Origin of the sequence: Pseudodesulfovibrio sp. 5S69 (assembly GCF_037094465.1) — a bacterium.
GTDB classification, from domain to species: Bacteria; Desulfobacterota; Desulfovibrionia; order Desulfovibrionales; family Desulfovibrionaceae; genus Pseudodesulfovibrio; species Pseudodesulfovibrio methanolicus.
Genome location: NZ_CP146609.1, coordinates 382,467 through 406,446 on the forward strand (window position 1 = coordinate 382,467; position 23,980 = coordinate 406,446).

A 23,980-nucleotide genomic window follows, 5' to 3' on the forward strand; every position below is an offset into this window, starting at 1 on the left:
CGGGAGGTCAGAGCCGCCGGGCTGATTCGGCCTTGAGCGGGGTCCTGCCCGCCAGGGCGCGGTCGAGGCTGTCCAGGGCCGCCTGTTTGCCCGAGGGCAGGCGGACCTTGAGCGGCAGGTAGTTGGAGGCGTGATCGGCCAGGAACAGGCCGCGCGTCAACGTGGTCCCGGCCAGCATCTCGCGCAGCTCCCGCAGGATGCCCGGCGCGTCGGGAAGCTCGAACTCGCCGCGCTCGAAGCGCTCGTGCAGCGGGGTGCCGGGCACGAGCATGAGGCTGAGCGCCCCCACCTGGTCCGGGTCTATGCGGGTCAGGGCACGGGCCGTGGCCTGCGCGTGCTCCATGGACCGCTCGACCCCGCCCAGCCCGTTGATGACCGTGACGTTGACCTTGAACCCGGCCGCCCCGGCGCGTTGCCCCTGCTCCACGATGCAGGCCGCGTCGCCGCTCTTGCCCATGTCCCGGAGGACCGCGTCGTCGCCGGACTCCAGTCCCATGTAGACGATGCCCAGTCCCAGCCCGCGCAGCTCGGCCAGTTCCGCGTCGGTCTTGCGCTTCAGGCTCTTGGCGCTGGCGTAGGTGCCGACCCTGGTGACCCACGGCAGGTGCTCGCGGATGAGCGACAGGATGTCCGTCAGTCGGGCCTGGGGCAGGATCATGGCGTCGCCGTCGCACAAAAATATCCGCCGCCGGTCGGGATAATGGCGGGCCGCGTACAGGATGTCCGCCAGCACGGTCCCGCGCGGCTTGATGGCGAACCGCTTGCCCTGGTAGGCACCGCAAAAGGCGCAACGGCCGTGCGAACACCCCAGAGTGACCTGCAACAGAACGGACCCGGCCTCGCTCGGCGGTCGTATGATCATGCCCTGGTGGTCCATGCGCGTCCTCCTTGGAACGGGCCTCACGATACGGCAACGGCGGGAAATGGCAAGCCGGCCGGGCATCGAGATTTATAATGGTTCGACAGGGGTTTCCCGTTGACCTGCCCGCCCTGGTTTTTTACTACATAGTCAAGAGTGAACCCATCGAATCCACGAACAGCATGCCCTTCGACAAAAAACCCGCACGCCCCACCTCCTACGTCGCCCTGGACGAGACCTCCCGGGCCCTGATGGACTCCTCCGTGGAGTCCGCCTTCGTCATGGACGTGAGCGGATACGTGCTGGCCGCCAACGAGGCCGCAGCCAAGCTGTTCGACCTCAAGCCCGGCCAGGGCCTGCAACGCTCCAACATCTACGACCTCCTGCCCGCGGACGCGGCGGACTCCCGCCGGGCCAAGATCGAGGAGGCCATCAAGAGCGTGCGGGCCGTGCGCTTCGAAGAGGAGATCGGCGGCCGCTCCCTGGTCCACTCCATCGTGCCCGTGGCCAACCCCTGGGGTGAGGTCAACCGGCTGGCCGTGCACACCCTGGACCTGACCAAGCTCAGGCGTACGGACGAGGATCTGCGCCGCGAGCAGCAACGCCAGATCTTCTTCATGGAGTCCCTGCCCGGCATCGTCTACCACCTCTACCCGGACCAGACCATCCGCTACGCCAACCGCTACTTCCGGCGGTATTTCGGCAGCCCCAGGAACCGCAACTGCCGCGACGCCCTGAACTGCTCGGGCACCTCCTGCTCCCTGTGCCCGCCCATGGAGGCCATGAACACCGACCGGGCCGTGGAATGGGACTGGACCGACAACCAGGGACGGACCTTCCACCTGCAATGCAGCCCCATGACCGACTCGAACGGCGAACGCATGATCATGGTGCTCGGCATCGACATCACCGCCAGACAGCGGGCCGAGGATGCCCTGAAAAAGGCCCGCGACAAGTTGGAGGACCGCGTCCGCCAGCGCACCGAGGAACTGGAAAAGGCCAATCTCGAACTGACCAGCAAGTCCCAGCGTCTGGTCACCGCCATGGAAAAAGCCGACGCGGCCACCAGGGCCAAGTCCTCGTTCCTGGCCAACATGAGCCACGAGATCCGCACCCCGCTCAACGCCATCCTGGGCATGTCCGAGCTGGCCCTGTCCATCGACGACCAGGAGCGCAAGGACCGCTACCTGCGCCGGGTCATGGAGGCGGGCAATTCGCTCCTGTCCGTGATCAACGACATCCTCGACTTCTCCAAGATCGAGGCCTCCAGGCTGACCCTGGAGAGCATCGATTTCGATCTGCGGGGGGTCCTCAACGGCGCCCTGGACCTGCACCTCATCGCGGCCGGGGAAAAGGGCCTCAAGCTGCATGCAGGCGTGGCCGAGGACGTGCCCCCCGCCCTGGTGGGCGACCCCTCCCGACTGCGCCAGATCATCATCAACCTGGTGGGCAACGCCATCAAGTTCACCGAGACCGGCGGGGTGACCGTGACCGTCCGGCCCGCCGAACCGGCCGACGACCTCAAGCCCGGCGACCCGGTCACCTTAGTCTTCTCCGTGACCGACACCGGGGTGGGCATCCCGGAACACAAGCAGCGGGACATCTTCCAGTCATTCCTCCAGGCAGACGACTCCATCACCCGCAAGTACGGCGGCACCGGCCTGGGCCTGGCCATCTGCCAACTCCTGGTCGGGCTCATGGGCGGCGAACTCTCTCTGGAGAGCGAAGAGGGACGGGGCAGCACCTTCACCTTCACCACCGACCTCAAGGTGGGCGACCCCGCAGCCGTGGAACGGGAACGGCGCGAAGCCGAAACCCCGCCGCCGGACATCGTCCCCATGACCGTGCTCCTGGCCGACGACAACCCGCTTAACCGCGAGCTGGCCACCACCCTGCTCAGCGAGCAGGGCCACCGGGTTCTGGCCGTGAAAAACGGCATCGAGGCCCTCAATGCCCTGCGCGAGGCCCCCTTCGACCTGGTCCTCATGGACGTCCAGATGCCGATCATGGATGGCGTCTCGGCCACCCGGGCCATCCGCGATCCCAACTCCGGCGCGCTCAACCCGGACATCCCGATCATCGCCCTGACCGCCCACGCCCTCAAGGGCGACCGCGAGCGGTTCCTGGAAGCGGGCATGGACGACTACATCGCCAAACCCATCAAGATGCGGGACTTCTACGACACCATCGCCCGGGCCTCGAACGGCCGCTCCGCCATCCCCCCGGCCCCCCCGGAGGAGCAGTACGCTCCCGCCCCCGCGGGCAAGCCCTTCGACCGGGAGAGCGCCCTGGAAATGCTCGGCGGCAAGCAGGCGCTCCTCGCCCGCATGGATGAAATCTTCCTGCGAGACGTACCCGGCGAACTCGAGGAGCTGGCCGGCCACTTCACCGGCCGCGACTGGAAAAACGCCAAGCGGCTGGCCCACTCCATCAAAAGTTCGGCCCGCACCGTGGGCGCGCACCGGCTCGGGGCCATCGCCGAACAGATGGAATATCTCTGCCGTCAACAGGACGTCGCCTCTGCCGAAAAAGAATTGAAAATCCTTGAATCGGATGTCCGGTCCGCGCTAGACTATCTAACCGGTATCCGGGAGCAGGCTGCGGACTCCCTCCCTGAAACGTAAAGGAGCACCTTGATGAAGACCATTCTCGTCGTCGACGACGCCCCCATGATCCGGGAACTGCTCAAGTCGGTTCTCGAGGCCGAAGGCTATGCAGTGATCGAGGCCGCGGACGGCGAAGAGGCCATCCACATCTGCCGGGATACCCCCATCGACCTGTCCATCATCGACATCTTTCTGCCCAAGAAGGGCGGGCTCCAGGTCATGGGCGAACTGATCAAGGCCGACAGCGCCCACAAGTTCATCGCCATCTCCGGCGGCGAAGCCTTCAACCCCGAAGCCATCGTCGAACTCGCCAAGGTCTACGACGTGGTCGACACCTTCACCAAGCCCATCGACACCCGCCGCCTCGTCGAAGTCGTCCGCACCGCCCTGAGCGACTAGGCCGACATCCCGAGACGAAAAAAGTCCTCCCGACCGCCATGCGGCCGGGGGGACTTTTTTTGCCTCCGGCGGCCAGAGGGGAAACTTTTGGAAAAGTTTCCCCTCTGGACTCCCCTTCAAAACTTTTTAGCGCCGCTTCGCGGGGTGGGGACGCAAAGAAAGGGCCGTTGGTCCAACAAACCATACGGCCTTCAATTCTTCATTCTTTTGGAGCGATTCGGGTGCGCAGCACCCGACAGCGGCTCTCTCTTCCGCGCTAGCACAAGGCTTTCGAGAGTGGGTCAGCTGTGCATTTTCTTCCGGCCGCGGCAACCGCAGCGTAGCCGTCTACGTGAGGATTGGCGCGGCCGGAAAAAATGTGCAGATGGCCCGCTGTCGGAAGCCGCCCTACACCAAATCTACCGTCACACCTTCGGCCACGTAGAAGAGGAGGGTGTACTTGCTTTGCAGCAGCTCAACGACATCCTCAACGGACTTGTCGCCGAGATCGGCGATGGAGACGTAGGCGTTGCGGGAGCCGCAACGGGTGGGGTCCACGGCGGTGAACACGCTGGTGAAGACGATGCCCTTGGCCCGAAGGTCGCAGAGGATATCGGCCAGGGCGCCCTCGGGGCCGTCCATGCGGATGCCGAACTGGGCGCCGCCGCGCGCGGAGCCCGCCGAGGCGCAGAGGAAGCGGAGCACGTCGAGCTGGGTGATGATCCCTTCGAGCCGGCCCCTGTCGACCACGGGCAGGCCGCCGACCTTGTGCTTGACCAGGATGTCGGCCACTTCGGTCATGGCCGCGTCCGAGGGCACGGACACGGGATCCAGGGTCATGATGTCCCCGGCCGTGAGGGTATACAGGCCGCCGCCGCTCTCGACCACGGCGTCGCCGGGGATGAACTTGGACGGCATGGCGTCGCGGATGTCCCGGTCCGAGACGATGCCCACCAGGCAGCCCGCGCTGTCGATGACCGGAAACTGCCGGATGTTCTTTTCCCGCAGTATCTCGGCCGCATCCAGCACAGAGGAATTCACTCCCAGGGCGATGACGTTGACCGTCATCCAGTCTCTGACCAGCATCGGCTACCTCCTGTACAGCGATTTCCGGGATGGAAACAGTCTGCCATACCTACTTGGTAAGTCCGCAAATTGCAACGGGTTACAGCCGAGCGGCCTCTTTCTCCACCGCCAGGACCAGGGCGTCGAAGCGGGGCACGAGTCCTTTGACCCCTTCCTTGACCTCATCCATCTCTCCGCAATAACATCGCTTTTCCAGCAATCGGGACAGCTTGACCACATCCATGGCCAGGACGTGGCTGGAGATGTTGGTGATGGAATGCAGGGCGGCGGCCACGGCCTTTGCGTCCATGGCCTCAAGCCCCCGGTGGAGGTCTTCGCGCTTGACCTTGGCCTCGATGAGGAAGAGGTCGAGGATGTCCTTGTACAGGTCCATGTTGCCCTCGAACCGCTTGCACAGGCTGTCCACGTCCAGGGAGACCTCGATCTTCTCCTCGGCCTTGGGCTTGGGCTCGTGCTGCGCGGAGGCGGGGCGGCAGACCATGCCCTTGCGGGCCTGGCGGTCGGCGGTACAGCGGACGATGGCCTCGGACAATTTGTGCATGTCCACGGGCTTGCTGACGTAGTCGTCCATGCCCGCTTCGAGCATGCGCTCGCGGTCGCCCGTCATGGCGTAGGCGGTCAGGGCGATGATCGGTACCTTGCGGTTGTACAGGCGGCCATCGGACTCGCGGATGGCCCGGGTGGCCTCCAGACCGCTCATCTCGGGCATCTGCACGTCCATGAGGACCACGTCGATGGTCCGCCCCTTGTCGCGCAGGACCTCCAGGGCCTGGACCCCGTTCTCCGCGGTGGTCACGGTGTGCCCGAACATGGTCAGGAAGTGTTCCAGGTACTTCCGGTTCATGGGGTTGTCGTCGGCCAGCAGGATATTCAGATGCAGGGTGCGCGGGGTGCGCGGCCTCACCGGCGCGGCCTCGGGCTCGGCTTCCTCGACCAGGCCGAACCAGGCGGTGAAGAAGAAGGTGCTGCCCTGGCCCACGGCGGACTCCACGCCGATCTCGCCGCCCATCATGTTGACCAGTTGCCGTGATATGGTCAGGCCGAGCCCGGTGCCCTGGTGCTTCTTGCGCAGGGAGCTGTCCGCCTGGGTGAAGCTGTCGAAGACCGCGTCGAGCTTGTCCTCGGGAATGCCCACGCCGGTGTCGCGAACCTTGAACTGGAGGCAGGCGCGTCCGGCCTCGATCCGGGAGAGCGCCACGGTCAGTTCCACCAGTCCGCGCGGGGTGAACTTCAGCGCGTTGCCGATGAGGTTCCACAGGACCTGGCCGAGCCGGTCCGGATCGCCGTTGAGCCTGGCGGGTACGTCGTCGGCCACGGTGTAGCGGAAGACCAGCCCGTTGAGTTCGGCCTGGGGGCCGAAGGAACGTACGCTGGTCTCCAGCGCCGAGCGGAAGGTGAAGTCCTCGGGCTTGAGCTCCATGCGGCCCGCCTCGATCTTGGAGATGTCCAGGATGTCGTTAACGATGTTCAGCAGGGAACTCCCGGCGTCGCGGATCATGTCCATGTGCTCGCGCTGGGCCTCGGTCAGCCCGGTGGTGACCATCATCTCGGCCATGCCCAGGATGCCGCTGATGGGCGTGCGTATTTCGTGGCTCATGTTGGCCAGGAACATGGACTTGGCCATGTTCGCCTCCAGCGCGACGCTGGAGGCCTCCTCGGCCGACCGGTTGGCCTCCACCAGCTTGCGGCTCATCTCGCCGTAGTGGATGGCCGAGCCGAAGAGGTTGGCGGCCAGCATCATGGACTCGATCTCCACGGGCAGCCAGTCCCGCTCACGGCGGTGTTCGGACAACCCCAGGAACCCCCACCAGGCGTTCCCGGCGAAGACCGGGACGATCATGACCGACTTGGCCCCGGTGGCCGCGAACAAGGCCCGCTCCTCCTTGCGGAAATGCTTGACATGGCCGGTGACCACCTTGCGCTTGAGCATGGCCCCGCGCCAGGTTTCGTAGCGGGGCGAGATCGCGATGTTCCGGCTCTCCGGCAGGGTGCTCAGGGGCGCGACCCACTCCGTGCCCCACTCGTTGTGCAGGGACAGGACCTCCCCGCCGTCCGGGCCGGTGTCCTTCTTGAAGAGATAGATGCGGGTCACGTCCGTGACCTTGCCGAGCTTGGCCAGGGCCTCGTCCACGCCCTCGTTCCAGTCCACCTTGCGCAGGAAGCGGCTGGCGAAGTTGGCCAGGACCTGGAGGATGGCGTCCCGCCGGAAGAGCAGTTCCTCGAATTCCTTTTGCAGGGAAACGTCGCGGGCCATACCCCAGATGCGCACCACCTCGCCTCCCGGTCCCAGCTCCACCTCGCGGTTGACGTGCAGGTGGCGGACCTTGCCGTCCTCGTCCACCACCCGATACTCGAAGTCCAGGGGCCAGCCCTGGTCGAAGGTGGCCTCGGTGGCCCGGTCAAAGACCTCCAGGTCGTCCGGGTGGACGTGGTTTCGCAGGCCGGACAGCCTGCGGCCGGGAGCCTCTTCCCGGCCGAAGATGCGGCCCAGCCCCTCGGACCAGCGGATGTCCCCGTCCGAGCCCATCTCCCAACTCCCGAAGGCGTCGGTGCGTTCCATCCAGTCGAGCAGGTCCAGGCGGAACTTGAGCCGGGTCTCGATGTCCAGGCGGTCCTCAAGGTGGCGGAAGCTGCGGGTCAGGCATTCGCGGATTCCGGGGCCCGGGACGAAACAATCGAAGGCCCCCTGTGCCAGGGCCGCGTCCTCCGCGCCGGGGGCGTGGGTCAAGACGATGGACTGCCGTCCGTATTCCTTGCGGATGCGGCTCACGGCACGGGGCCAGGAGTCGTCGTCCGGATCGGGCGCGAGCAGAACCAGGTCCGCGTCGTTCTTTTCCAACCGGCGCACGCCCCGTGAGACCGTGGCCAACCGAACCACCGTCCGCTCATGGCCCTCCGGGAGCAGGTCCAGGTCCCGCTCGTCCACATGCTTGCCCGCCAAGATCAGTATTTTCACACAACGCCTCCGCTATCCGCCCCGAAACATGAACGGTTCCCGCCGCCTACCCGATGTCCTTACGACATAAACGGGACAAGGGACAAGTGCATACCGCGTATCCGGAGGGCGCGCAGCCCCGCCGCAGTGGGGGGTGGGCGCATAGTTGACCGCAACCGTCTGAAAAGACAGTCCTTCCCTTTTTCGCAGCCCTTGCTTTCTGCCCGAACGGGGTTTACATACAGTACAGGCCCCCCGTACGCAGGGCATTCCCAACATACAGACCGAAGGTGCAACCATGAACTTTCTGCCCGACAACTCCATCCTGTCCCTGCTTGCCGGGGCGACCCTGGCGGTGAAGCTGGTCATGCTCTTCCTGGGATGCATGTCCCTGTGGAGCTGGACCATCATTTTCTTCAAGTTCTTCACCATCGGCACGGCCCGCAAGAAGGTCATGGCCGGGTACGACGCCTTTGTGGCCGCCGGGGACCTGTCCAAGGGAATCAAGGGGTTGGGCGACAAGGAGCAGTCGCCCCTGGCCCGCGTCTCGTCCCTGGCCGTGCACGAGTTCCGTCTGCTGGAGAAGGCCGGGATCAACCGCGAGCGCAAGCGGCTGCTGGTCAAGGACACCCTGCGGCGCGTGCTCAAGCAGGGCATCTCCAAGGAGATGCGCGGGTTGACCCGCAACCTGCCGTTCCTGGCCACCTGTGCCAACGCGGCCCCGTTCATCGGCCTGTTCGGCACGGTCTGGGGCATCATGCACTCGTTCCATTCCATCGGGCAGGCGCAGAGCGCGGCCCTGGCCACGGTGGCGCCCGGCATCTCCGAGGCGCTCATCGCCACGGCCATCGGGCTGCTCGTGGCCATCCCGGCGACCATCTTCTACAACTATTTCCTGGGCAAGCTGAACGAGGTCGAGTCCGGCATGGTCGATTTCGCCGGGGCCTTCCTGAACCGCGCCGAACGCGAAATCGCCTGGGCCGACAAGCCCGAGCGGGGCTAGGAGCGCGCCATGGCGATCAAGACCGGCGGCGGCTTCCTCAACGAGATCAACGTCACACCCTTCGTGGACGTGATGCTGGTGCTGCTGATCATCTTCATGGTCACGGCCCCGCTCATGACCCAGGGGGTGGAGGTAGACCTGCCGACCACGCGCACGGTCCGCAACCTGCCCCAGGACTCCGAGCACCTGGTCCTGACCGTGCGCAAGGACGGCCGGATCTTCCTGGACGAGTACCAGGTCTCCATGGACGAGCTGGAGGACCACCTGAAACGGCTGGTGGCCGGACAGAAGAAGCAGCTCTTCCTGCGCGCGGACAAGGAGGTCCCCTACGGCACCGTGGTCCAGGTCATGGGCGAGATCAAGGCCGCGGGCATCGACAAGCTCGGCATTGTGGCGGAAGAGCCCAAACAGGACAGGAAGTAAGGGGAAGCGAGGCGGCATGCAGCGGGCACTGAGCTGGACACTCTCCATTCTCTTCCACGCCGTGGTGGCCGTGGCCCTGCTCAATTCCGTGAGCCTGCCGCCCCTGCTGCCCGAGGAGCTCATGGAGGTGAACCTGACCGAGGTTCCCGAACCGCAACCAATCATCCCCATGCCCGCCCCCGCGCCCGCGCCTGAGCCACAGGCCGCAAAGGAATGCCCGGAAGTCCCCCCGGCCGCCGCCCCCTTGCCCATGGACAAGACCGTGGTCCTGGACGACGCGCCGCAACCGCCCGAGACCGCTCCGCCGCCCGAGGCGGAGCCCGCGCCGCCGGCCGAGCCCGACGTGGTCGAGATCAGCCCGTCCAAGACCCTGCCGCCCGAGCCCGAACCCGCGCCCGAAGAGGAACTGGCCGAGGACGGCCTGCCCAAGAAAATTTACGTGCGCAAGGACGGCACCGTGCACCGCGGGGCCGAGGCCCGTTTCGGCCGGGCCATGATGGGCGACTATTTTTCCTATTCGCCCCAGGAGTTCTCCGGCCAGTTCCGGACCAAGGACAACCGGGTCATCTCCATCATCGACGCCCGCAACACCAAGTACGGGCGCTTCCTGATCTACGACTCCAAGAACAAGACTCTGCGCCGCCTGAAGCAGGCCTTCGGCAAGTACGTCTACACCGTCGGTCCGTCCGTCTACGCCGACGAGCCGGTCACGGGCTCGGTCACCTTCCTGGCCAAGGACGACCGCATCGAGCGGTTCATCCTGGTCACGGACGACGACCGCATCGCCCACTACCCGGTCAAGGTGCACGTGCGCGAGGAAGCGGTCGCCTTCGACGGCCCGGCTGGGCGGGTCGAGGCCATGTTCTCCCGCCCGCCCTATGACGAGGGCCACGCGGGCGTGGTGGTCGTCCATGGACCCGAGTGCGCGGACCCCGGCATGGTCCAGGCCTTCACCCGGACCCTGTCCATGCACGGCCTGGCCGCCCTGACCTTCGTTCCGCGCGGCTGCGGTGCCGAGACGCCTGCCCCGGCGGGCACCGGCGAACTGGCCGAGGACACCGCGTCGGCCTTCGATTTCCTGGCGGCACACCCGTCCATCGGCGCGGACAAGGCCGGCATCTGGGGCTCGGGCCGGGGCGTGCCCGCGGCCATCCGGGCCGCCGGGCTGACCTCCCCCCGCTTCCTGGTCTGCATGCTCACCGACGGGCTCGCCCCGACCGACATGCCGAACCGCACGGTTCTCGCCGGGCTGGACCTGCCCGTGCTCTGGCTGATCACCGGCCGGGAGACGGCCAAATGGCGACCGTTGATCACCGTGCTCGAAGCCCTGCGCGACAAGCAGCAACGCCCCTTCACCATTGTGGTCGCCCCGGCCAAAACCAGCCGGGAGGTGCTTGAGGCCGAAGGGGCGCGCTCCTCCTGGGTGGAGCAGGTGGCCGACGACCACGCCTCACTGGCCGTGTCCTGGATCAACGGCCTCAAATAGCCCCGGAAACGGGCAGCGCAACGCTCGCGCCTTCCATCCGGACTGTAAATACGTTATGGTGCGTTCACCGTAATGGCTCATGCCTGTCACTTTCACCCAGCCGGACGCCCTGTGAAGATCGACCGCGACCCGCGAGAACGCCTTGATCCAGAAACCCGCAAACGGCTGGTCGATGCCGATCCCGCCCTGTTTCGGAGACTGGTCGAGGCGTCGGGCATGCCGGTCTCCATCCACGACAAGACCCTCTACCCCATCTGGGGGAACCGGGCCTGGACCGAACTCTGGGGGTACTCTCTGGAGAATCTCCTGGACCTGCCCCAGGGACTGGCCATGCCCGAGGAAAGCGTCGAGCTCTATTGGAAGAGCGTGTTGCCCACGGTCAGTCAGGGCAAGCGGTGGCAGGGTGAGTACCTGATCCGGGCCAAGGGCGGCACCCTGCGCACGGTCAAGGGGTGGTTCGACCCCGTCACCGACGAATCCGGCGAAATCACCCACATCATCGGCATCAAACAGGACCTGTCCGACCTCATCCGCATGCGCGAGGCCCTGGGCTCGGCCGAAAAGAGCCTGAACTTCATTTCCGACTGCACCAGCGACATCTTCTTCCGCCTGAACCTGCACACCGGCCTCTACGACTACCTCAGCCCCTCGGTTGAGCGCTTTTCGGGCTATACCGTCCGGGAGTATCAGGAATGCCCCATGCTCGTCCGCAAAATCGTCCACCCGGACTGGCGGGACTACCTGGACCGGATCATGGAGGAGCTGCTCGCGGGCAGGGTGCGCGAGGAATACGAATTCCAGTTCATCCACAAGTCGGGCGAGGTCCACTGGGCCAGCCAGCGGCACATCCTGCTCCGGAACAAGGCCGGGGCCCCCGTGGCCGTGGAGGGCATCGCCACGGACATCACCGCCCGCAAGGAGGCCGAGGAACGGTTGCGGGCCAGCGAGGAAAAATATCGCTTCCTGGCCGAGAACACCGCCGACGTCATCTGGACCATGGACGACGACTACCACCTGATCTACGCCACCCCGTCCATCAAGGACATCAGCGGCTTCACCCTGGAGGAGCTCCAGGGCCGCCCGTTCCGGAAGATGATCACCCGGTCCTCCATCCGCAAGTTCGAGGAGGCCCTGGCCCGGCGGCGAGAGGCCGAGGCCAAGGGGGACCACGCCCTGATCAACAGCCTGGAGCTGGAACACATCCACAAGAACGGCAAGACCTTCTGGGCCGAGACCATGATCAAGCGGCTGCTCGACGGCAAGGGGCGCCCCTGCGGATTCCAGGGCGTGTCCAGGGACGTCACCCTGCGCCTGGAGGCCGGAGCCGCCATCACGGCCAGCGAGGCCCGGTTCCGCACCCTGTTCGAGGACTCCCCCATCTCCCTCTGGGAGGAGGACCTGACCAAACTCAAGTTCTACTTCGACGACCTCAAGGAACAGGGGATCGGCGATTTCCGCAAATTCTTCTACGACAACCCCGAGGCGCTGGCCAAATGCGCCACCCTGGTCACCGTGGTGGACGTGAACAAGGCCACCCTGTCCCTGCTCGGCGCGACGAGCAAGGAGGACTTGTTCGGCAACCTGGACAAGGTCCTGACCGAGTCCTCCATGGCCGCCTTCGCCGAGGAGATGATCCTGCTCGCCTCGGGCGGCCGGGAATACTGCGGCGAGATCACCAACCGCACCCTGGACGGCGACACCATCTGGGTCATGGTCCACTTCTTCGTGCCGGACGAATACAAGGACACCCTGTCCAGGGTCATCGTCTCCCTGCTGGACGTGACCCCCCGGCGCCGCGCCGAAGAGGCCCTCATGGACTCCGAGGAGCGCTACCGCGTGCTGGCCGAGAACTCCCAGGAGGGAGTCATCGTCATGCAGAGCGGCGTGGCCCGTTACGTCAACGAGTCCATGATGCGCATCACCGGCTACTCGGCGAGGGAGTTCGAAGGGCTCGATTTCGTGGACATGGTCCACCCCGGCGACCAGGCCGAACACGCGCCCCGCTTCGCCCGCCTCGACTCCGGCGAGATGAACGAGTCCCTGGGCTCCTTCCGCATCCTGACCCGGAGCGGCGGGACCAAGTGGGTGAACATGAGCGTCAAGCCGATCATGTGGGGCGGCCGCGAGGCCCAGATGCTCATCCTGACCAACATCACCCGGTACAAGGCGCTCGAATCCGAACTGCTCATCGCCCACGCCCAGATGGAAAACCGGGTGCGCAAGCGGACCGCCGAGCTGTCCAAGGCCAACGTCCGGCTCAAGGCCGAGGCCGAGGAGCGGCGCAAGGCCCAGGAACGCATCCAGGCCCTGACCCAACAGCTCATCCGCGTGCAGGAGGACGAGCGCCAGCGCATCGCCCGCGACCTGCACGACAACGTGGCCCAGGACCTCTCCTCCATCATGCTCAAGATGGAGACCCTGTTCGACGGCCACCCGGACGCACACCCGGAGCTGGCCGAACGCGGCGAAGCCGTGGCCGAGGTGCTGCGCCACACCATCGCCTCGGTCCGGGAGATCGCCTACGGGCTGCGCCCCCCGGCCCTGGACCAGCTGGGCCTGGTCCAGGCCCTGACCAATCTGTGCCACGACTCCGGGAGCCGATATGGCTTTGACGTTGACTTTTTCTCCACCGGAATCGAGAATATTTCCTTGGACTTCGACGTGGAAATCAACCTCTACCGCATGGTCCAGGAAGCCGTCAGGAACATCTGCCGCCACGCCGGGGCGACCAAGGCCGTCATCCGCCTGGTCAAAAGCCACCCCGACATCCTCATCCGCATCGAGGACAACGGCAGCGGATTCCCGATGGAGGAAAGCCTGGCCAGGGCCGACGCGGAAAAACGCATGGGCCTGCGGAGCATGGAGGAGCGGGCCCGCCTCATCGGCGGTTCCATGGAGGTCCAGACCCTGACCGGCACCGGCACACGCATACTTTTCAAGGTACCGATCGAAAGCGCGAGGAGACACGGCTAGTATGGGAGCGAATACCCTTGACATCATGATCGTCGACGACCACCCCCTTTTCAGGGAGGGCCTCAAAACCATCGTCAGCCGGGACGAAAACTTCGCGGTCTGCGCCGAGGCGGGCACCGGCGAGGACGGGGTGACCCTGGCCCGCACCCACAAGCCGGACATCATCCTGGTGGACATCTCCATGCCGGACAAGAGCGGCATCCAGATGATCCGCGAACTCAAGGACGAACTGCCCCTGACCCGGTTCGTGATCATCTCCATGCACTCCGAGGCCGACTACATAGTCGAGGCCTTCCGGGCCGGCGCCACGGGCTACATCATCAAGGAATCCGCCGCCGGGCAGCTCCTCAAGGGGCTGAACACCGTGGCCGGAGGCAACCTCTTCCTGGACAGCGCCCTGTCCCAGGAGGTCGTCTTCAAACTGCTCCAGACCAAGAGCGACTCCCGGGACGGCAACGACGACCCATACGCCACCCTGACCCCCCGCGAACAGGAGGTCATGCGCATGCTCGCCGAGGGGCTGACCGCCAAGGGAGTGGCCGAGCAGTTGTTCATCTCCCCAAAGACCGTGGAGAACCACCGTACCAACCTGATGAAGAAGCTCGGGCTCAAGAGCTCCGTGGAACTCGTCCGCTACGCCGCCCGGCTGGGGCTCATCGACATCGAGACCTGGGCCATTTGACCGGCCCGGTCCGCTGCGGACCGTACGCAAAGAGCCCCCGGCAACTTCGGTTGTCGGAGGCTCTTTGTTTGGAATGACTGACGAAACTATTGCGCTTCGATGGTGATCCGCTTGGGCTGGACCTTCTCCACCTTGGGCAGGAAGAGTTCCAGGACGCCGTTTTCCAGGGAGGCCTTGATGCGCTCCCGGTCCACGATGTCGGAGATGGAGATGGACCGCACGTATTCGCACGCGCCGAACTGCGCCTCCACGAACTTCTCGCCCGAAACCGGGCACTGGGCCGAGCGGCCGGTCACGGTCAGTTCGTCCTCTTCCAGATCGATGGCCATGTCGTCCTTGCTCACGCCGGGCATGTCCATGAAGATGTGGAACCCGTCCTCGCGCTCCAGGATGTCCGTGGCCGGACGGAAGCGGCTCAGTTCCTTGCCTTCCTCTTTCTTCGCGACTTCGCTCATGACACCCTCCTTAGGCAACGTCGATGCTGATGGTGCGCGGCTTGACTTCGGCGGACTTGGGCAGGGTCACGGTCAGCACCCCGTCCCGCATGGCCGCGGTCACCTTGTCCCGGTCAACCGGTACGCCGATGTTGACAACTCTGTGGAAAATTCCGCTCGGGCGTTCCTGACGATAGAATTTGCCTTCCGGGGCGGTGCGCTCGCCCTTGATGACCAGCGTCTTGTCGGTCAACGTCAGTTCCACGTCGTCGATGGTCACTCCGGGCACTTCCGCGCGGACGTAAATGTTCTCATCGTCGTTGCTCAGATTGAGCGGGGGGTAGGCCAAACGCCGGTCGTCGCCCATGGGCGATCGCAGAATTTCCTCAAAGACACGATCCAACCGGGACGGAAAATTGTAGAGCGTATTGAAATCGATAACCATGAACGGCACCTCCTTTTCGTTCGTTCGAACTGAAAATAGGCACCATTCCCTGATCGTCAAGACTCCCTGTGGAAAAAATTTGGCTCTCGCTCGCGGTCTGCGATAACGGGCCGTCCGCGCCGTTTCCAAGGCTGCGGTAGCCGCCACCCCCCTCTCGCAAACCCGGCCGTGAGGAAAGCCCGCTGCGAAAAAGCCGTCCTGCCCGCAAATGCAGGCAGGACGGCTTTTTTTGCCGTTGAACCGGACGGCTACTTCGAGCCGGTCCATTCCTCTTCGGGCACTGCCTGGTCCACGAGCATGATGGGGATGTCATCCTTGACCGGGTAGACCACCTTGCACCGGGGGCAGGCCAGCCCGTCGCCGCCGGGTTTGGGCATGAGTTCGCCCTTGCACTGCGGGCAGGCCAGAATATCGAGCAGTTCTTTCTTCAGGGTCATGGCGTTCTCCTTTTCAGTGCGAGCAGGATAGCCTCGGGCGCGGAGATTGGCAACCACGCCGCGCTTTACCTCCATGCGGAGAATCTGTAACTTGATGCATTGAACAACCGACAATCTTACGGGACAATACATCCATGAGCATAGACCTGCACACACACACCACGGTCTCGGACGGCACCCTGACGCCCACGGAACTGGTCAAGCTGGCCAAGGAGAGCGGGCTGGACGCCATCGCGGTGACCGACCACGACACCTTTCAGGGCATCCCCGAAGCCCTGGAGGCCGGCAGGAAGTACGGCATCGAGGTCATTCCGGGCGCGGAGCTGAGCCTGGAATCCCCGGAGGGAACGGGCTGGATCCACATGGTCGCCCTGTGGCTGCCCGAACGGGCGGACGAACTCCAGAAGGCGTTTGACTGGGTCATCGAGGGACGCGCCAACCGCAACCACGAGATTGTGGCCAAGCTGCGCGCTCTGGGCGTAAACATCACCTACGAAGCCGTGGCCGCCCGCGCCGGCGGGACCGTCGGCCGCCCGCATTTCGCTCAGGAGCTGATGGCGCTCGGCGTGGTCTCGTCCATGGACGAGGCGTTCAAGGTCTGGGTCGGCGACAACGGCCGGGCCTACGTGCCCAAACGCAAGCTCACGCCCGAAAAGGCCCTGGCCATCCTGAAAAACATCGGGGCCACGTCCATCCTGGCCCACCCCTACGCCTTGAGGCTGAGCTACCCGGAGACCGAAAAGCTGGTCCGCCGCCTCATGGACCTCGGCCTGGACGGCATGGAGGTCATCTACTCCGAGCACTCCGAGGCCGACACCAAGGCCTTCGGCGAGATGGCCGACCGCCTGGGCCTGCTCAAGAGCGGCGGATCGGACTTCCACGGGACCAACAAGCCGGACATCAGGCTCGGCGTGGGCCGGGGCAACCTGGACATCCCCAACGAGCTGCTCGACAAAATGAAGGCTGCCCGGCGGGCCAAGGGCCTGCCCGTCTAAACGATCATGTCCGAAGTCGTCACCCTCCCCTGCGAAAGCTACGCGCAGACCGTCCGCCGGGCCTTTGAACAGGCGGGCGGGCCGGACGCGTTGGCCGGATTTGCGCGCATCCTGCTCAAGCCCAACCTGGTCAACGCCTCGCCGTTCCCGGTGACCACCCACCCCGCGTTCACGGCCGCGGCCATCGACGCCATACGCGCCCACACCGACGCACCCATCACCATCGCCGAGGGCACCGGCGACAGGGACAAGGAGACCGACGAGATCTTCGCCGTCCTGGGCTACCAGGAACTTGCCCGGTGCAAGGACGTCGACCTGCTGGACCTCAACCACGCCCCCCTGGTCGAGATATCGAAGCCCGGCTGTACGGTCTTCCCGACCATGTGGCTGCCCGAGGCCGCCTTTGACCACTGCATCGTGTCCCTGCCCGTGCTCAAGGGCCACTCCATGGCGGCCGTAACCGGGACCATGAAGAACATGATAGGCTTCGCCCCGCCCTCCCACTACCAGGGCGGCGGTTGGAAAAAGGCCCTCTTCCACCGCGACATGCACGGCTCCATCCGCGACCTGAACCGCTACGTCACCCCGCACTTCACCCTCATGGACGCCACGGTAGGGCTCAAGGACTACCACCTGGGCGGGCCCCGGTGCTGTCCGGAAGTGGGCATGATCCTGGCCGGGGCCGACCCCCTGGCCGTGGACCGCGCCGCCGCAGGACTGCTCGGCATCGACTGGCACGGCGTCGGCCACCTGCGCTGACCAGGCGCCAACATTCCCCTTGGCGAAACGAACCCCCATCAGGTATTCTGCGATCATGCCCGACTCCCCGTTCACCCCGGAACTGCTCGCCCCGGCGGGCGACATGGAAAAGCTCGAGACCGCCGTCCTGTACGGCGCCGACGCCGTCTACCTCGGCGGCGAAGGCCTCAACCTGCGCGCCGGCGCGGGCGGGTTCGACCGCCAGGCGCTCGAACGGGCCATCGCCCGCGCCCACCAGGCCGGGGTCAAGGTCTATTACACCCTCAACGTCTACCCGCGCCAGTCGCACATGAGCGCGGTGCACGAACAGATCGACACCCTGGGCGAACTTCGGCCCGACGCGGTCATCGCCGCCGACCCCGGCGTCATCCGCCTGCTCCGCCGCGAACTGCCCGAAATCCCGGTACACATCTCCACACAGGCCAACACCTCCAATGTGGAGGCCGTGCGCTTCTGGCGCGAAAACGGGGCCAAGCGCGTCAACGTGGCCCGCGAACTGCGCTCGGCCGAACTCGGCGAAATGCTCGACGCCTGCCGCAAGCAGATGCCGACCATGGAGCTCGAAGTCTTTGTCCACGGGGCCATGTGCATGGCCGTGTCCGGCCGCTGCTACATGTCCGCCCTGCTCAACGACCGGCCCGGCAACCTCGGGCAGTGCTCCCACCCCTGCCGCTACGAATACCGGCCCGTGTCCATGACCTTCGAGGAACGCACCCGGCCCGGCGAAAAGCTCTGGGAAATGCGCGAATACGAAAACCCCTTCACCGAGGACTTCACCTTCGACGCGCCCGACGACTTCGCCTTCTCCTCCCCGGACAGTGATTCCCCCGCGTCCCAGCCCCCGGCCGACCGCGCCCTGTCCGCCGCGCTCGACACCGACAACTGGACCAAGTTCTTCGCCGCCGAAGACCTCTGCCTGCTCCACTACCTCGAATGGTTCCGGGGCATGAAGGTCGCCTCCCTCAAGCTCGAAGGCCGGACCAAGAGCTCCGCCTACCTCGCCCAGGTCGTGGACGCCTACAAGACCGCCCTGAACCACGCCGCCACCGGCCGGTTCCAGCCCGAACTCTATTTGTCCGAACTGGTCAACGCCGCCTCCCGGCCCCTGACCACCGGCTTTTTCGACCCGGCCAACCGGGGCGTCATTGCCCAGCCGCCCGACGAAACCGAAAAACGCCCCGTGCTCGCCCGCATCCTCGCCCCCCTGGCCTCGGGCCGCTGGCTCGTCCAGACCAAGTCGCGCTGGACCACCGCCGAGCCCGTGGAAATCCTCGTGCCCGGCCTCATCCGGCCCCACATCTCCGCCGAAGACTACGGCCTGGTCAACGAACAGGGCCAAGGCGTGGACACCTCCCACCCCGGCCAACGCGCCGTGTTCATCTGCGACCACCCGGAAATCAAAACCGGCATGTTCATCAGAAAACCCTGGGATATGGACAGGCTCGACTAGCCAGGCCGGGGAGGAATGCCTCCGGCGGGCCCTCGCCGGGCGGCGTCTCCGACGGCCAAAGAACCTTTCGGAAAAGGTTCTTTGGAATCTCCAAAACTTTTTGGGTGCCTTCGGCAGGGGCGTGCGGGGACGGGGGAAAAAGGTCTTTCGCGGGAGGGGGGAGGTAGCTTGGCTGGCGGGGGCGGAACCCGCTAAAGCGCCCTTGCGGCGTTTTCTTACTTTCAAGAAACGGTGACGCCTTTCGCTCGCACCCTTTCCCCAAAAAGCACCCCGCGATTTCAGGCAGAAAAAACGGCCTAGAAAAAGGCGCTCATAACGATGTCGATCTGGCCGGCGTATTGGCTGACGGCTTCGTTCAGGACTTTTTCGGGGTCGATGCCGAGGAGTTCCCAGGCCTCCTCGTCGAGGCCCGGCATGACGTACATGCCGCCCTGGGCGATTTCCACGGCGTTGGTCAGGTTGTCGGCCACGTGGACGATGGCGGGTTCCAGGGGGTTGGGGTATTCCATGGGGTCGTGGTGGTAGTTGATCATCACGGCCAGGCTTTCGGGGAACTTCCAGGCGGCGAGCAGGGGTTTGCTGATGTCGGTGTGGCAGAACTCCATGACGGCCGTCTCGGCCTCGACCAGGGGCAGGCAATTTTCGCGGGCGAAGAGCATGGCCTCGGTGGAGGCGTAGGGCAGTTTCTTGAACAGGATGAGCCGGCCCACGTCGTGGAGCAGGCCGCCGATGAAGAACCGCTCCGGGGACAGGCCGCTCTGGGTCCCGGCGAGCATGCGGGCGAAGATCCCGCAGGTGATGGAGTGCCGCCAGAAGGACTGCATGTCCACCAGCTCGGGCGGGATGTCCTGGAAATAGTTGATGGCCGAGATGCCGAGCGCCAGGGTGGACAGCTCCTTGCCGCCCACCAGGGCCACGGCCCGGCTGATGGAGTCGATGGTCTGGGGGAAGCCGTAGAGCGGCGAGTTGACCAGCTTGAGGAGCTTGGCGGACAGGCCGACGTCGGTGCTGACCACCTTGGCGATGCGGTCCGCCGAGGCGGCCTCGTCTTCGAGGACCTCCTTTATGCGGAAGAAGATATCCGGGAAACTGGCCAGTTCGGTCTCGTGCTCGACGATGGTCTCGGGGGTGCCCATGCCGGTGACGAAGATGTCGTCCAGGTGCTCGACGTTGGAGGCCCGGCGCTCATTCAGGTCGGGCAGTTGCCAGCCGCCGGCTACCGCCCGTGCGGTCAGTTCCAGGGCGATGTGGAACATCTCGATGACCGCGGGGTGGTCCGGATTCACGTACAGGAAAAATTCGCGCACGTAATCTTCGATGGCCAGGACGTCGTCCTCGGTCAGGTCGGACAGGTCCGGGGCCACGTCGGCCTCGCCGATGCCCACGCGCTTGAGCAGCTGGATTTGGTTGTCCGCCAGTTCGGTGCCGCTCTTGAAGAGCAGCCTGCCGTCCTTGGCGATCAGGTCGGAGGCCAGGACCATGCCCGCCTTGAGCTCGTCTATGCGCTTCGTGCCCACGGCCTACTCCTCCTTCTTGTACGCGATGGCGCCCGCGTTGTGGATCGGCTTGAACGACCGGGATATCTTGTGCAGGGATTCGGAGTGCCCGACCAGCAGGTAGCCGCCGGGCAGCAGGTTGTCGTAGAACGCCTGCACCACCCTGCGCTTCATGGCTGCGTCGAAATAGATGATCACGTTGCGGCAGAACACGATGTGCGACCGGGGAACCCGCTTGACGGCCAGGGGGTCGTTCAGGTTCATGGGCGCGAAGTTGACCAGCTTACGGAGGCGCGGGTCGAGTTCCCAGCCGCCGTCGACCTCTTTAAAATAGCGCTTGCGGACCTCGTCCGGCGTGGTTTTGAAGGCGTACTCCGTGTAGATTCCGGCCTTGGCCCGGGCGATCATCTCCTCGGACAGGTCCACGGCGGTGATGTTGATCCGCCAACGGGCTATCTCGGCCTTGAGGGTCTCGAGCAGGAGGAAGACCAGGGTGTAGGGCTCCTCGCCCGAGGAGCACCCGGCGGACCAGATGTTCAGTTCGAGCTTGCCCGCCTCGCGTTGGCGGTCGAGGACCTCCTTGAGCAGGTTGTCCCGGAAGGAGGTGAGCTGCTTGGTGTCCCGCCAGAAGCTGGTCTCGTTGGTGGTGACCATCTCGAAGAGCTGCTTGAGTTCCGGCCCCCGGTCCACGCTGAGAAATTTGATGTAGTCGGTGAAGCTGGTCAGGCCGAGCTCGCCCAGCCGCCGGGAGAACCGGCTCTCGAACAGGTACTTGCGCTTCTCGTCCACGAAGATGCCGCTCTTGTCGTAGATGAAGTCGCGCAGCCGGACGAATTCCTCGTCCGTGATCTTGATGCCCTTTCGTAAGGCAGTGGATTTGCTAAACAAGGCCCCCATGCACCGTCATCCTTTTCGAAATACCGACCGATTCTCCACCCTGACCATTACTGCATAGCGTCCGGGGAAGACCAGTATTTATTAAGGAATATAATGACTGGCGGCTATTCGGGAGGATAAGTCCTCACGGGCTCGTCTCCGCACAGGGCTCGGGCCGCGCCTGCGGCCAGGGCGGACATCTCCACCTCGCCGGGGACGACCTCCACCGGGCCGAGAAAGCCCACCTGCCGGGCGATCTCCTCCACCAGCGCCTGGCTCCGTGAGAGCCCGCCGGTCAGGACCACGGCGGCCAGGTCCAGGCCGCCCTCGTCGTCGGCCAGGGCCGGGGCCATGGACGCGATGTACCGGGCGATGCCGTAGGCCATGGCCCGGAAGACCAGGCCCGCCCGCTCGTCGCCCTGGTCCATGCGGGCCAGGACCTCGCGCGGGTCGTTGGTGCCCAGGTGGGCCACCAGGCCGCCCCGGCGCAGGATGGTCGTGCGCAGCTCGGCGTAGTCGCGTTGGCCGTGGTGGACCATGTCCAGGACCGGCACCAGGGGCAGGCTGCCGGTGCGCTCCGGAGTGAACGGGCCCTCGCCGTCCAGGGCGTTGATCACGTCCACCACCTTCCCCTTGCGGTGCGCACCGATGGACACCCCGCCGCCCATGTGGCAGACGATGAAATTCGAGCGCTCGTAGCGGATGCCGAGCCGTTCGGCCACGATGCGGGCCACCCCGCGCTGGTTCAGGGCATGGAAGATGGACCGCCGCGAGAGCCCCGGCAACCCGGTCAGCCGCGCCTTGTCCATCATCTCGTCCGTAACCACCGGGTCGACCACGTAGGCGGGCACGTTCCACTGCCGGGCCAGGGCGCGGGCCAGGATGCCGCCCAGGTTGCAGGCATGTTCACCATACCGTGCGTCCAACAGATGGCTAACCATTTCGTCCGACACTTCGTAAACACCACCCTCCAGAGGACGGAGCAGGCCGCCTCGGGCGACCACGGCCTGGATGCGCCCGAAATCCGTGGCGGTCTTGCCCAGGAACTCGGCCACCACGCGCATGCGGAAATCGTACTGGTCCGCCACCCTGGGAAACCCGGCCATCTCCTCGCGGGAGTGTTGCAGTTCCTCGGCGGCCAGGGTGTCGCCTCCCCGATACAGGGCCACCTTGGTGGACGTGGAGCCGGGGTTGATGACCAGTATGCTCATGACCGGCTCCTTTTCGCCAGAACCGAGGCCAGGGCGATGGAGTGGAACTTGGACGCGTCCGAATCGCCCCTGGACGGGACCACCACCGGCACCCGGCTGCCCACGACCACGGCGGCCATGATGCAGCCGCACAGGGTGGACAGGGACTTGTACAGGACGTTGCCCGCCTCGATGTTCGGGGTGACCAGAATGTCCGCGTTCCCGGCCACGGGGCTGTCGAAACGCTTAGTGGCCGCCACCTTGCGGGACACGGCCAGGTCCAGCGAGAGCGGGCCGAGAATCCTGGCGTCGCCGAATTGGCCCTGGCGGGCCATCTTGGTCAGGATATCGCCGTCCAGGGTGGCGGGCATGGCCGGATAGTTGACCTTTTCCGTGGCCGCCAGGATGGCCGCCTTGGGCTCCTTCATGCCCAGGGTCCGGGCCACGTCCAGGGCGTTCTTGAGGATGTCCACCTTGCGTTGCAGGGAAGGCGCGATGTTCACGCCGGGGTCGGTCAGGAGCATCAGCCTGCCGTCCACCGGGGATTCGAACACCCCGACATGGCTGAGGATGCGCCCACCGTGGGGTACGCCGGTCTCCTTGTTGAGTACCGCCTTGAGCAGGGTGGCCGTGGGCACCAGCCCCTTCATGATCAACTGGGCCTCACCCTCGCGGAAGAGCCGGACCGCCTCGAACACGGCCCCGGCGTCGTCGGTGACGTGCACCTGCCGAAAGGGGGAGATGTCCAGCCCCCGCTCGTCCGCGATGCGCTTCGTCTCCTCCATGTCCCCGACCAGGACGGGCTCGGCCACGCCGCGTTCAAACGCCTCGATCCCGGCGCGGAGTACGAAGCCCTCGGCGGACCGGGCGATGGCCACCTTGGGCATGCTCCCGCCCCGGCCGTAATCCAGGGCGGCCTGGACCACCTCGTTCAGACTTGTGATGGGGGGAAAATCGGACACTTACTCATCCCCGCGCTTGAGCGCTATCATCCCGGACCGGCACATGGACTTGATCCCGTAGGGCACGAGCATCTTGATCAGCCCGTCCACGCGCTCCTGGTCGCCGGAAAGCTCCACCGTGACCGTTTCCTGACCCATGCCGACCACGTTGGCCCGGAAGACCTCGAAGACCTGCATCAACTGGCTGGTCTGCGCCGGGTCCATGGCCACCTTGATCATGACCAGTTCGCGGTCCACGAAGCCCTTGCGCGACAGGTCGTCCAACTGGATGACCGCGTCCAGGGACTCCAGGTAGCGGCCGATCTTGTCGACGGCCTCGTCGTCGCCGTCCACGCACAGGATGATGCGGGAGACCTGCGGGTTTTCGGTTTCCCCGGCGGCCAGGGAGAGGATATTGGCGTCGTATTTGCCGCATTCCCGGGCCATCATGGCCAGGACGCCGGGTTCGTTGCGGCACAGGGCGGACAGAGTGCGTTTCAAGGGAAATCTCCTCGTTGCGGTTGGC

At 65.3% G+C, this 23,980-nt stretch carries 21 protein-coding genes; 10 read left to right on the forward strand and 11 right to left on the reverse strand.

Translation table 11 applies throughout. The annotated features are described in order from the left end of the window. Positions 1-7 precede the first annotated feature (7 nt). On the reverse strand, positions 8-877 hold the full coding sequence (locus V8V93_RS01805) for a radical SAM protein (RefSeq protein WP_338668660.1): 870 nt from the start codon (positions 875-877) through the stop codon (positions 8-10). Between the two features lie 77 nt (positions 878-954). Here V8V93_RS01805 and V8V93_RS01810 point away from each other — a divergent pair, with 77 nt between their 5' ends. Both V8V93_RS01810 and V8V93_RS01815 read left to right on the forward strand, forming a co-directional pair. Continuing rightward, entirely contained in the window at positions 955-3,483 is a 2,529-nt protein-coding gene (locus V8V93_RS01810) for an ATP-binding protein (protein WP_338668661.1), read from the forward strand. 12 nt (positions 3,484-3,495) lie between these two features. Next, positions 3,496-3,864 carry a response regulator gene (locus V8V93_RS01815; RefSeq protein ID WP_338668662.1) on the forward strand — a complete coding sequence of 123 codons (369 nt, stop codon included), beginning with the start codon at positions 3,496-3,498 and terminating at the stop codon, positions 3,862-3,864. Positions 3,865-4,251: 387 nt separating this feature from the next. Here V8V93_RS01815 and V8V93_RS01820 read toward each other — a convergent pair whose 3' ends face one another. Both V8V93_RS01820 and V8V93_RS01825 read right to left on the reverse strand, forming a co-directional pair. After that, positions 4,252-4,929 (reverse strand): CBS domain-containing protein, encoded by a 678-nt coding sequence (locus tag V8V93_RS01820; RefSeq protein WP_338668663.1) that lies wholly within the window; start codon positions 4,927-4,929, stop codon positions 4,252-4,254. A gap of 79 nt (positions 4,930-5,008) precedes the next feature. Further along, positions 5,009-7,885: a hybrid sensor histidine kinase/response regulator gene (locus tag V8V93_RS01825; protein ID WP_338668664.1), complete on the reverse strand. Its 2,877-nt coding sequence runs from the start codon at positions 7,883-7,885 to the stop codon at positions 5,009-5,011. A gap of 277 nt (positions 7,886-8,162) precedes the next feature. Here V8V93_RS01825 and V8V93_RS01830 point away from each other — a divergent pair, with 277 nt between their 5' ends. The 5 genes from V8V93_RS01830 (at position 8,163) to V8V93_RS01850 (ending at position 14,431) form a co-directional block, all read left to right on the forward strand. After that, complete coding sequence (locus V8V93_RS01830; RefSeq protein WP_338666998.1) at positions 8,163-8,867, forward strand: MotA/TolQ/ExbB proton channel family protein; 705 nt, start codon at positions 8,163-8,165, stop codon at positions 8,865-8,867. A 9-nt stretch (positions 8,868-8,876) separates the two neighbouring features. Continuing rightward, on the forward strand, positions 8,877-9,290 hold the full coding sequence (gene tolR / locus V8V93_RS01835) for a protein TolR (RefSeq protein WP_338668665.1): 414 nt from the start codon (positions 8,877-8,879) through the stop codon (positions 9,288-9,290). A gap of 16 nt (positions 9,291-9,306) precedes the next feature. Continuing rightward, complete coding sequence (locus V8V93_RS01840) at positions 9,307-10,776, forward strand: alpha/beta hydrolase family protein (protein ID WP_338668666.1); 1,470 nt, start codon at positions 9,307-9,309, stop codon at positions 10,774-10,776. A 111-nt stretch (positions 10,777-10,887) separates the two neighbouring features. Next, entirely contained in the window at positions 10,888-13,749 is a 2,862-nt protein-coding gene (locus V8V93_RS01845; protein ID WP_338668667.1) for a PAS domain S-box protein, read from the forward strand. Between the two features lies 1 nt (position 13,750). Then, complete coding sequence (locus V8V93_RS01850; RefSeq protein WP_338668668.1) at positions 13,751-14,431, forward strand: response regulator transcription factor; 681 nt, start codon at positions 13,751-13,753, stop codon at positions 14,429-14,431. An 86-nt stretch (positions 14,432-14,517) separates the two neighbouring features. Here V8V93_RS01850 and V8V93_RS01855 read toward each other — a convergent pair whose 3' ends face one another. The 3 genes from V8V93_RS01855 to V8V93_RS01865 all read right to left on the reverse strand — a co-directional run bounded on the left by V8V93_RS01855 (position 14,518) and on the right by V8V93_RS01865 (position 15,747). Next, positions 14,518-14,886: an Hsp20/alpha crystallin family protein gene (locus tag V8V93_RS01855; protein ID WP_338668669.1), complete on the reverse strand. Its 369-nt coding sequence runs from the start codon at positions 14,884-14,886 to the stop codon at positions 14,518-14,520. Between the two features lie 10 nt (positions 14,887-14,896). Then, positions 14,897-15,310 carry an Hsp20/alpha crystallin family protein gene (locus tag V8V93_RS01860; protein ID WP_338668670.1) on the reverse strand — a complete coding sequence of 138 codons (414 nt, stop codon included), beginning with the start codon at positions 15,308-15,310 and terminating at the stop codon, positions 14,897-14,899. A gap of 248 nt (positions 15,311-15,558) precedes the next feature. Further along, on the reverse strand, positions 15,559-15,747 hold the full coding sequence (locus V8V93_RS01865; RefSeq protein ID WP_338668671.1) for a Trm112 family protein: 189 nt from the start codon (positions 15,745-15,747) through the stop codon (positions 15,559-15,561). A 134-nt stretch (positions 15,748-15,881) separates the two neighbouring features. Here V8V93_RS01865 and V8V93_RS01870 point away from each other — a divergent pair, with 134 nt between their 5' ends. Genes V8V93_RS01870 through V8V93_RS01880 form a run of 3 tightly spaced genes read left to right on the forward strand, consistent with a single transcriptional unit; the run spans position 15,882 to position 18,951 of the window. Then, positions 15,882-16,742 (forward strand): PHP domain-containing protein, encoded by an 861-nt coding sequence (locus tag V8V93_RS01870; RefSeq protein WP_338668672.1) that lies wholly within the window; start codon positions 15,882-15,884, stop codon positions 16,740-16,742. Positions 16,743-16,748: 6 nt separating this feature from the next. Beyond that, positions 16,749-17,501: a DUF362 domain-containing protein gene (locus tag V8V93_RS01875; protein WP_338668673.1), complete on the forward strand. Its 753-nt coding sequence runs from the start codon at positions 16,749-16,751 to the stop codon at positions 17,499-17,501. 55 nt (positions 17,502-17,556) lie between these two features. Beyond that, positions 17,557-18,951: a peptidase U32 family protein gene (locus tag V8V93_RS01880; RefSeq protein WP_338668674.1), complete on the forward strand. Its 1,395-nt coding sequence runs from the start codon at positions 17,557-17,559 to the stop codon at positions 18,949-18,951. 296 nt (positions 18,952-19,247) lie between these two features. Here the strand turns inward: V8V93_RS01880 and V8V93_RS01885 are convergent, their stop codons facing one another. The 5 genes from V8V93_RS01885 to ilvN form a co-directional block, all read right to left on the reverse strand. Next, the gene (locus V8V93_RS01885) at positions 19,248-20,468 is read right to left on the reverse strand and encodes an HDOD domain-containing protein (protein ID WP_338668675.1); all 1,221 of its coding nucleotides are present in this window, start codon (positions 20,466-20,468) and stop codon (positions 19,248-19,250) included. Between the two features lie 3 nt (positions 20,469-20,471). After that, positions 20,472-21,344: a CheR family methyltransferase gene (locus tag V8V93_RS01890; RefSeq protein WP_338668676.1), complete on the reverse strand. Its 873-nt coding sequence runs from the start codon at positions 21,342-21,344 to the stop codon at positions 20,472-20,474. A gap of 104 nt (positions 21,345-21,448) precedes the next feature. Next, positions 21,449-22,534 carry a butyrate kinase gene (buk, locus tag V8V93_RS01895; protein ID WP_338668677.1) on the reverse strand — a complete coding sequence of 362 codons (1,086 nt, stop codon included), beginning with the start codon at positions 22,532-22,534 and terminating at the stop codon, positions 21,449-21,451. Beyond that, entirely contained in the window at positions 22,531-23,475 is a 945-nt protein-coding gene (locus tag V8V93_RS01900) for a bifunctional enoyl-CoA hydratase/phosphate acetyltransferase (RefSeq protein ID WP_338668678.1), read from the reverse strand. Before V8V93_RS01900 ends, buk begins: the two co-directional genes overlap by 4 nt. Further along, positions 23,476-23,955, reverse strand: a complete 480-nt coding sequence (gene ilvN, locus V8V93_RS01905) for an acetolactate synthase small subunit (protein WP_338668679.1) — start codon at positions 23,953-23,955, stop codon at positions 23,476-23,478. Between the last annotated feature and the right edge of the window lie 25 nt (positions 23,956-23,980).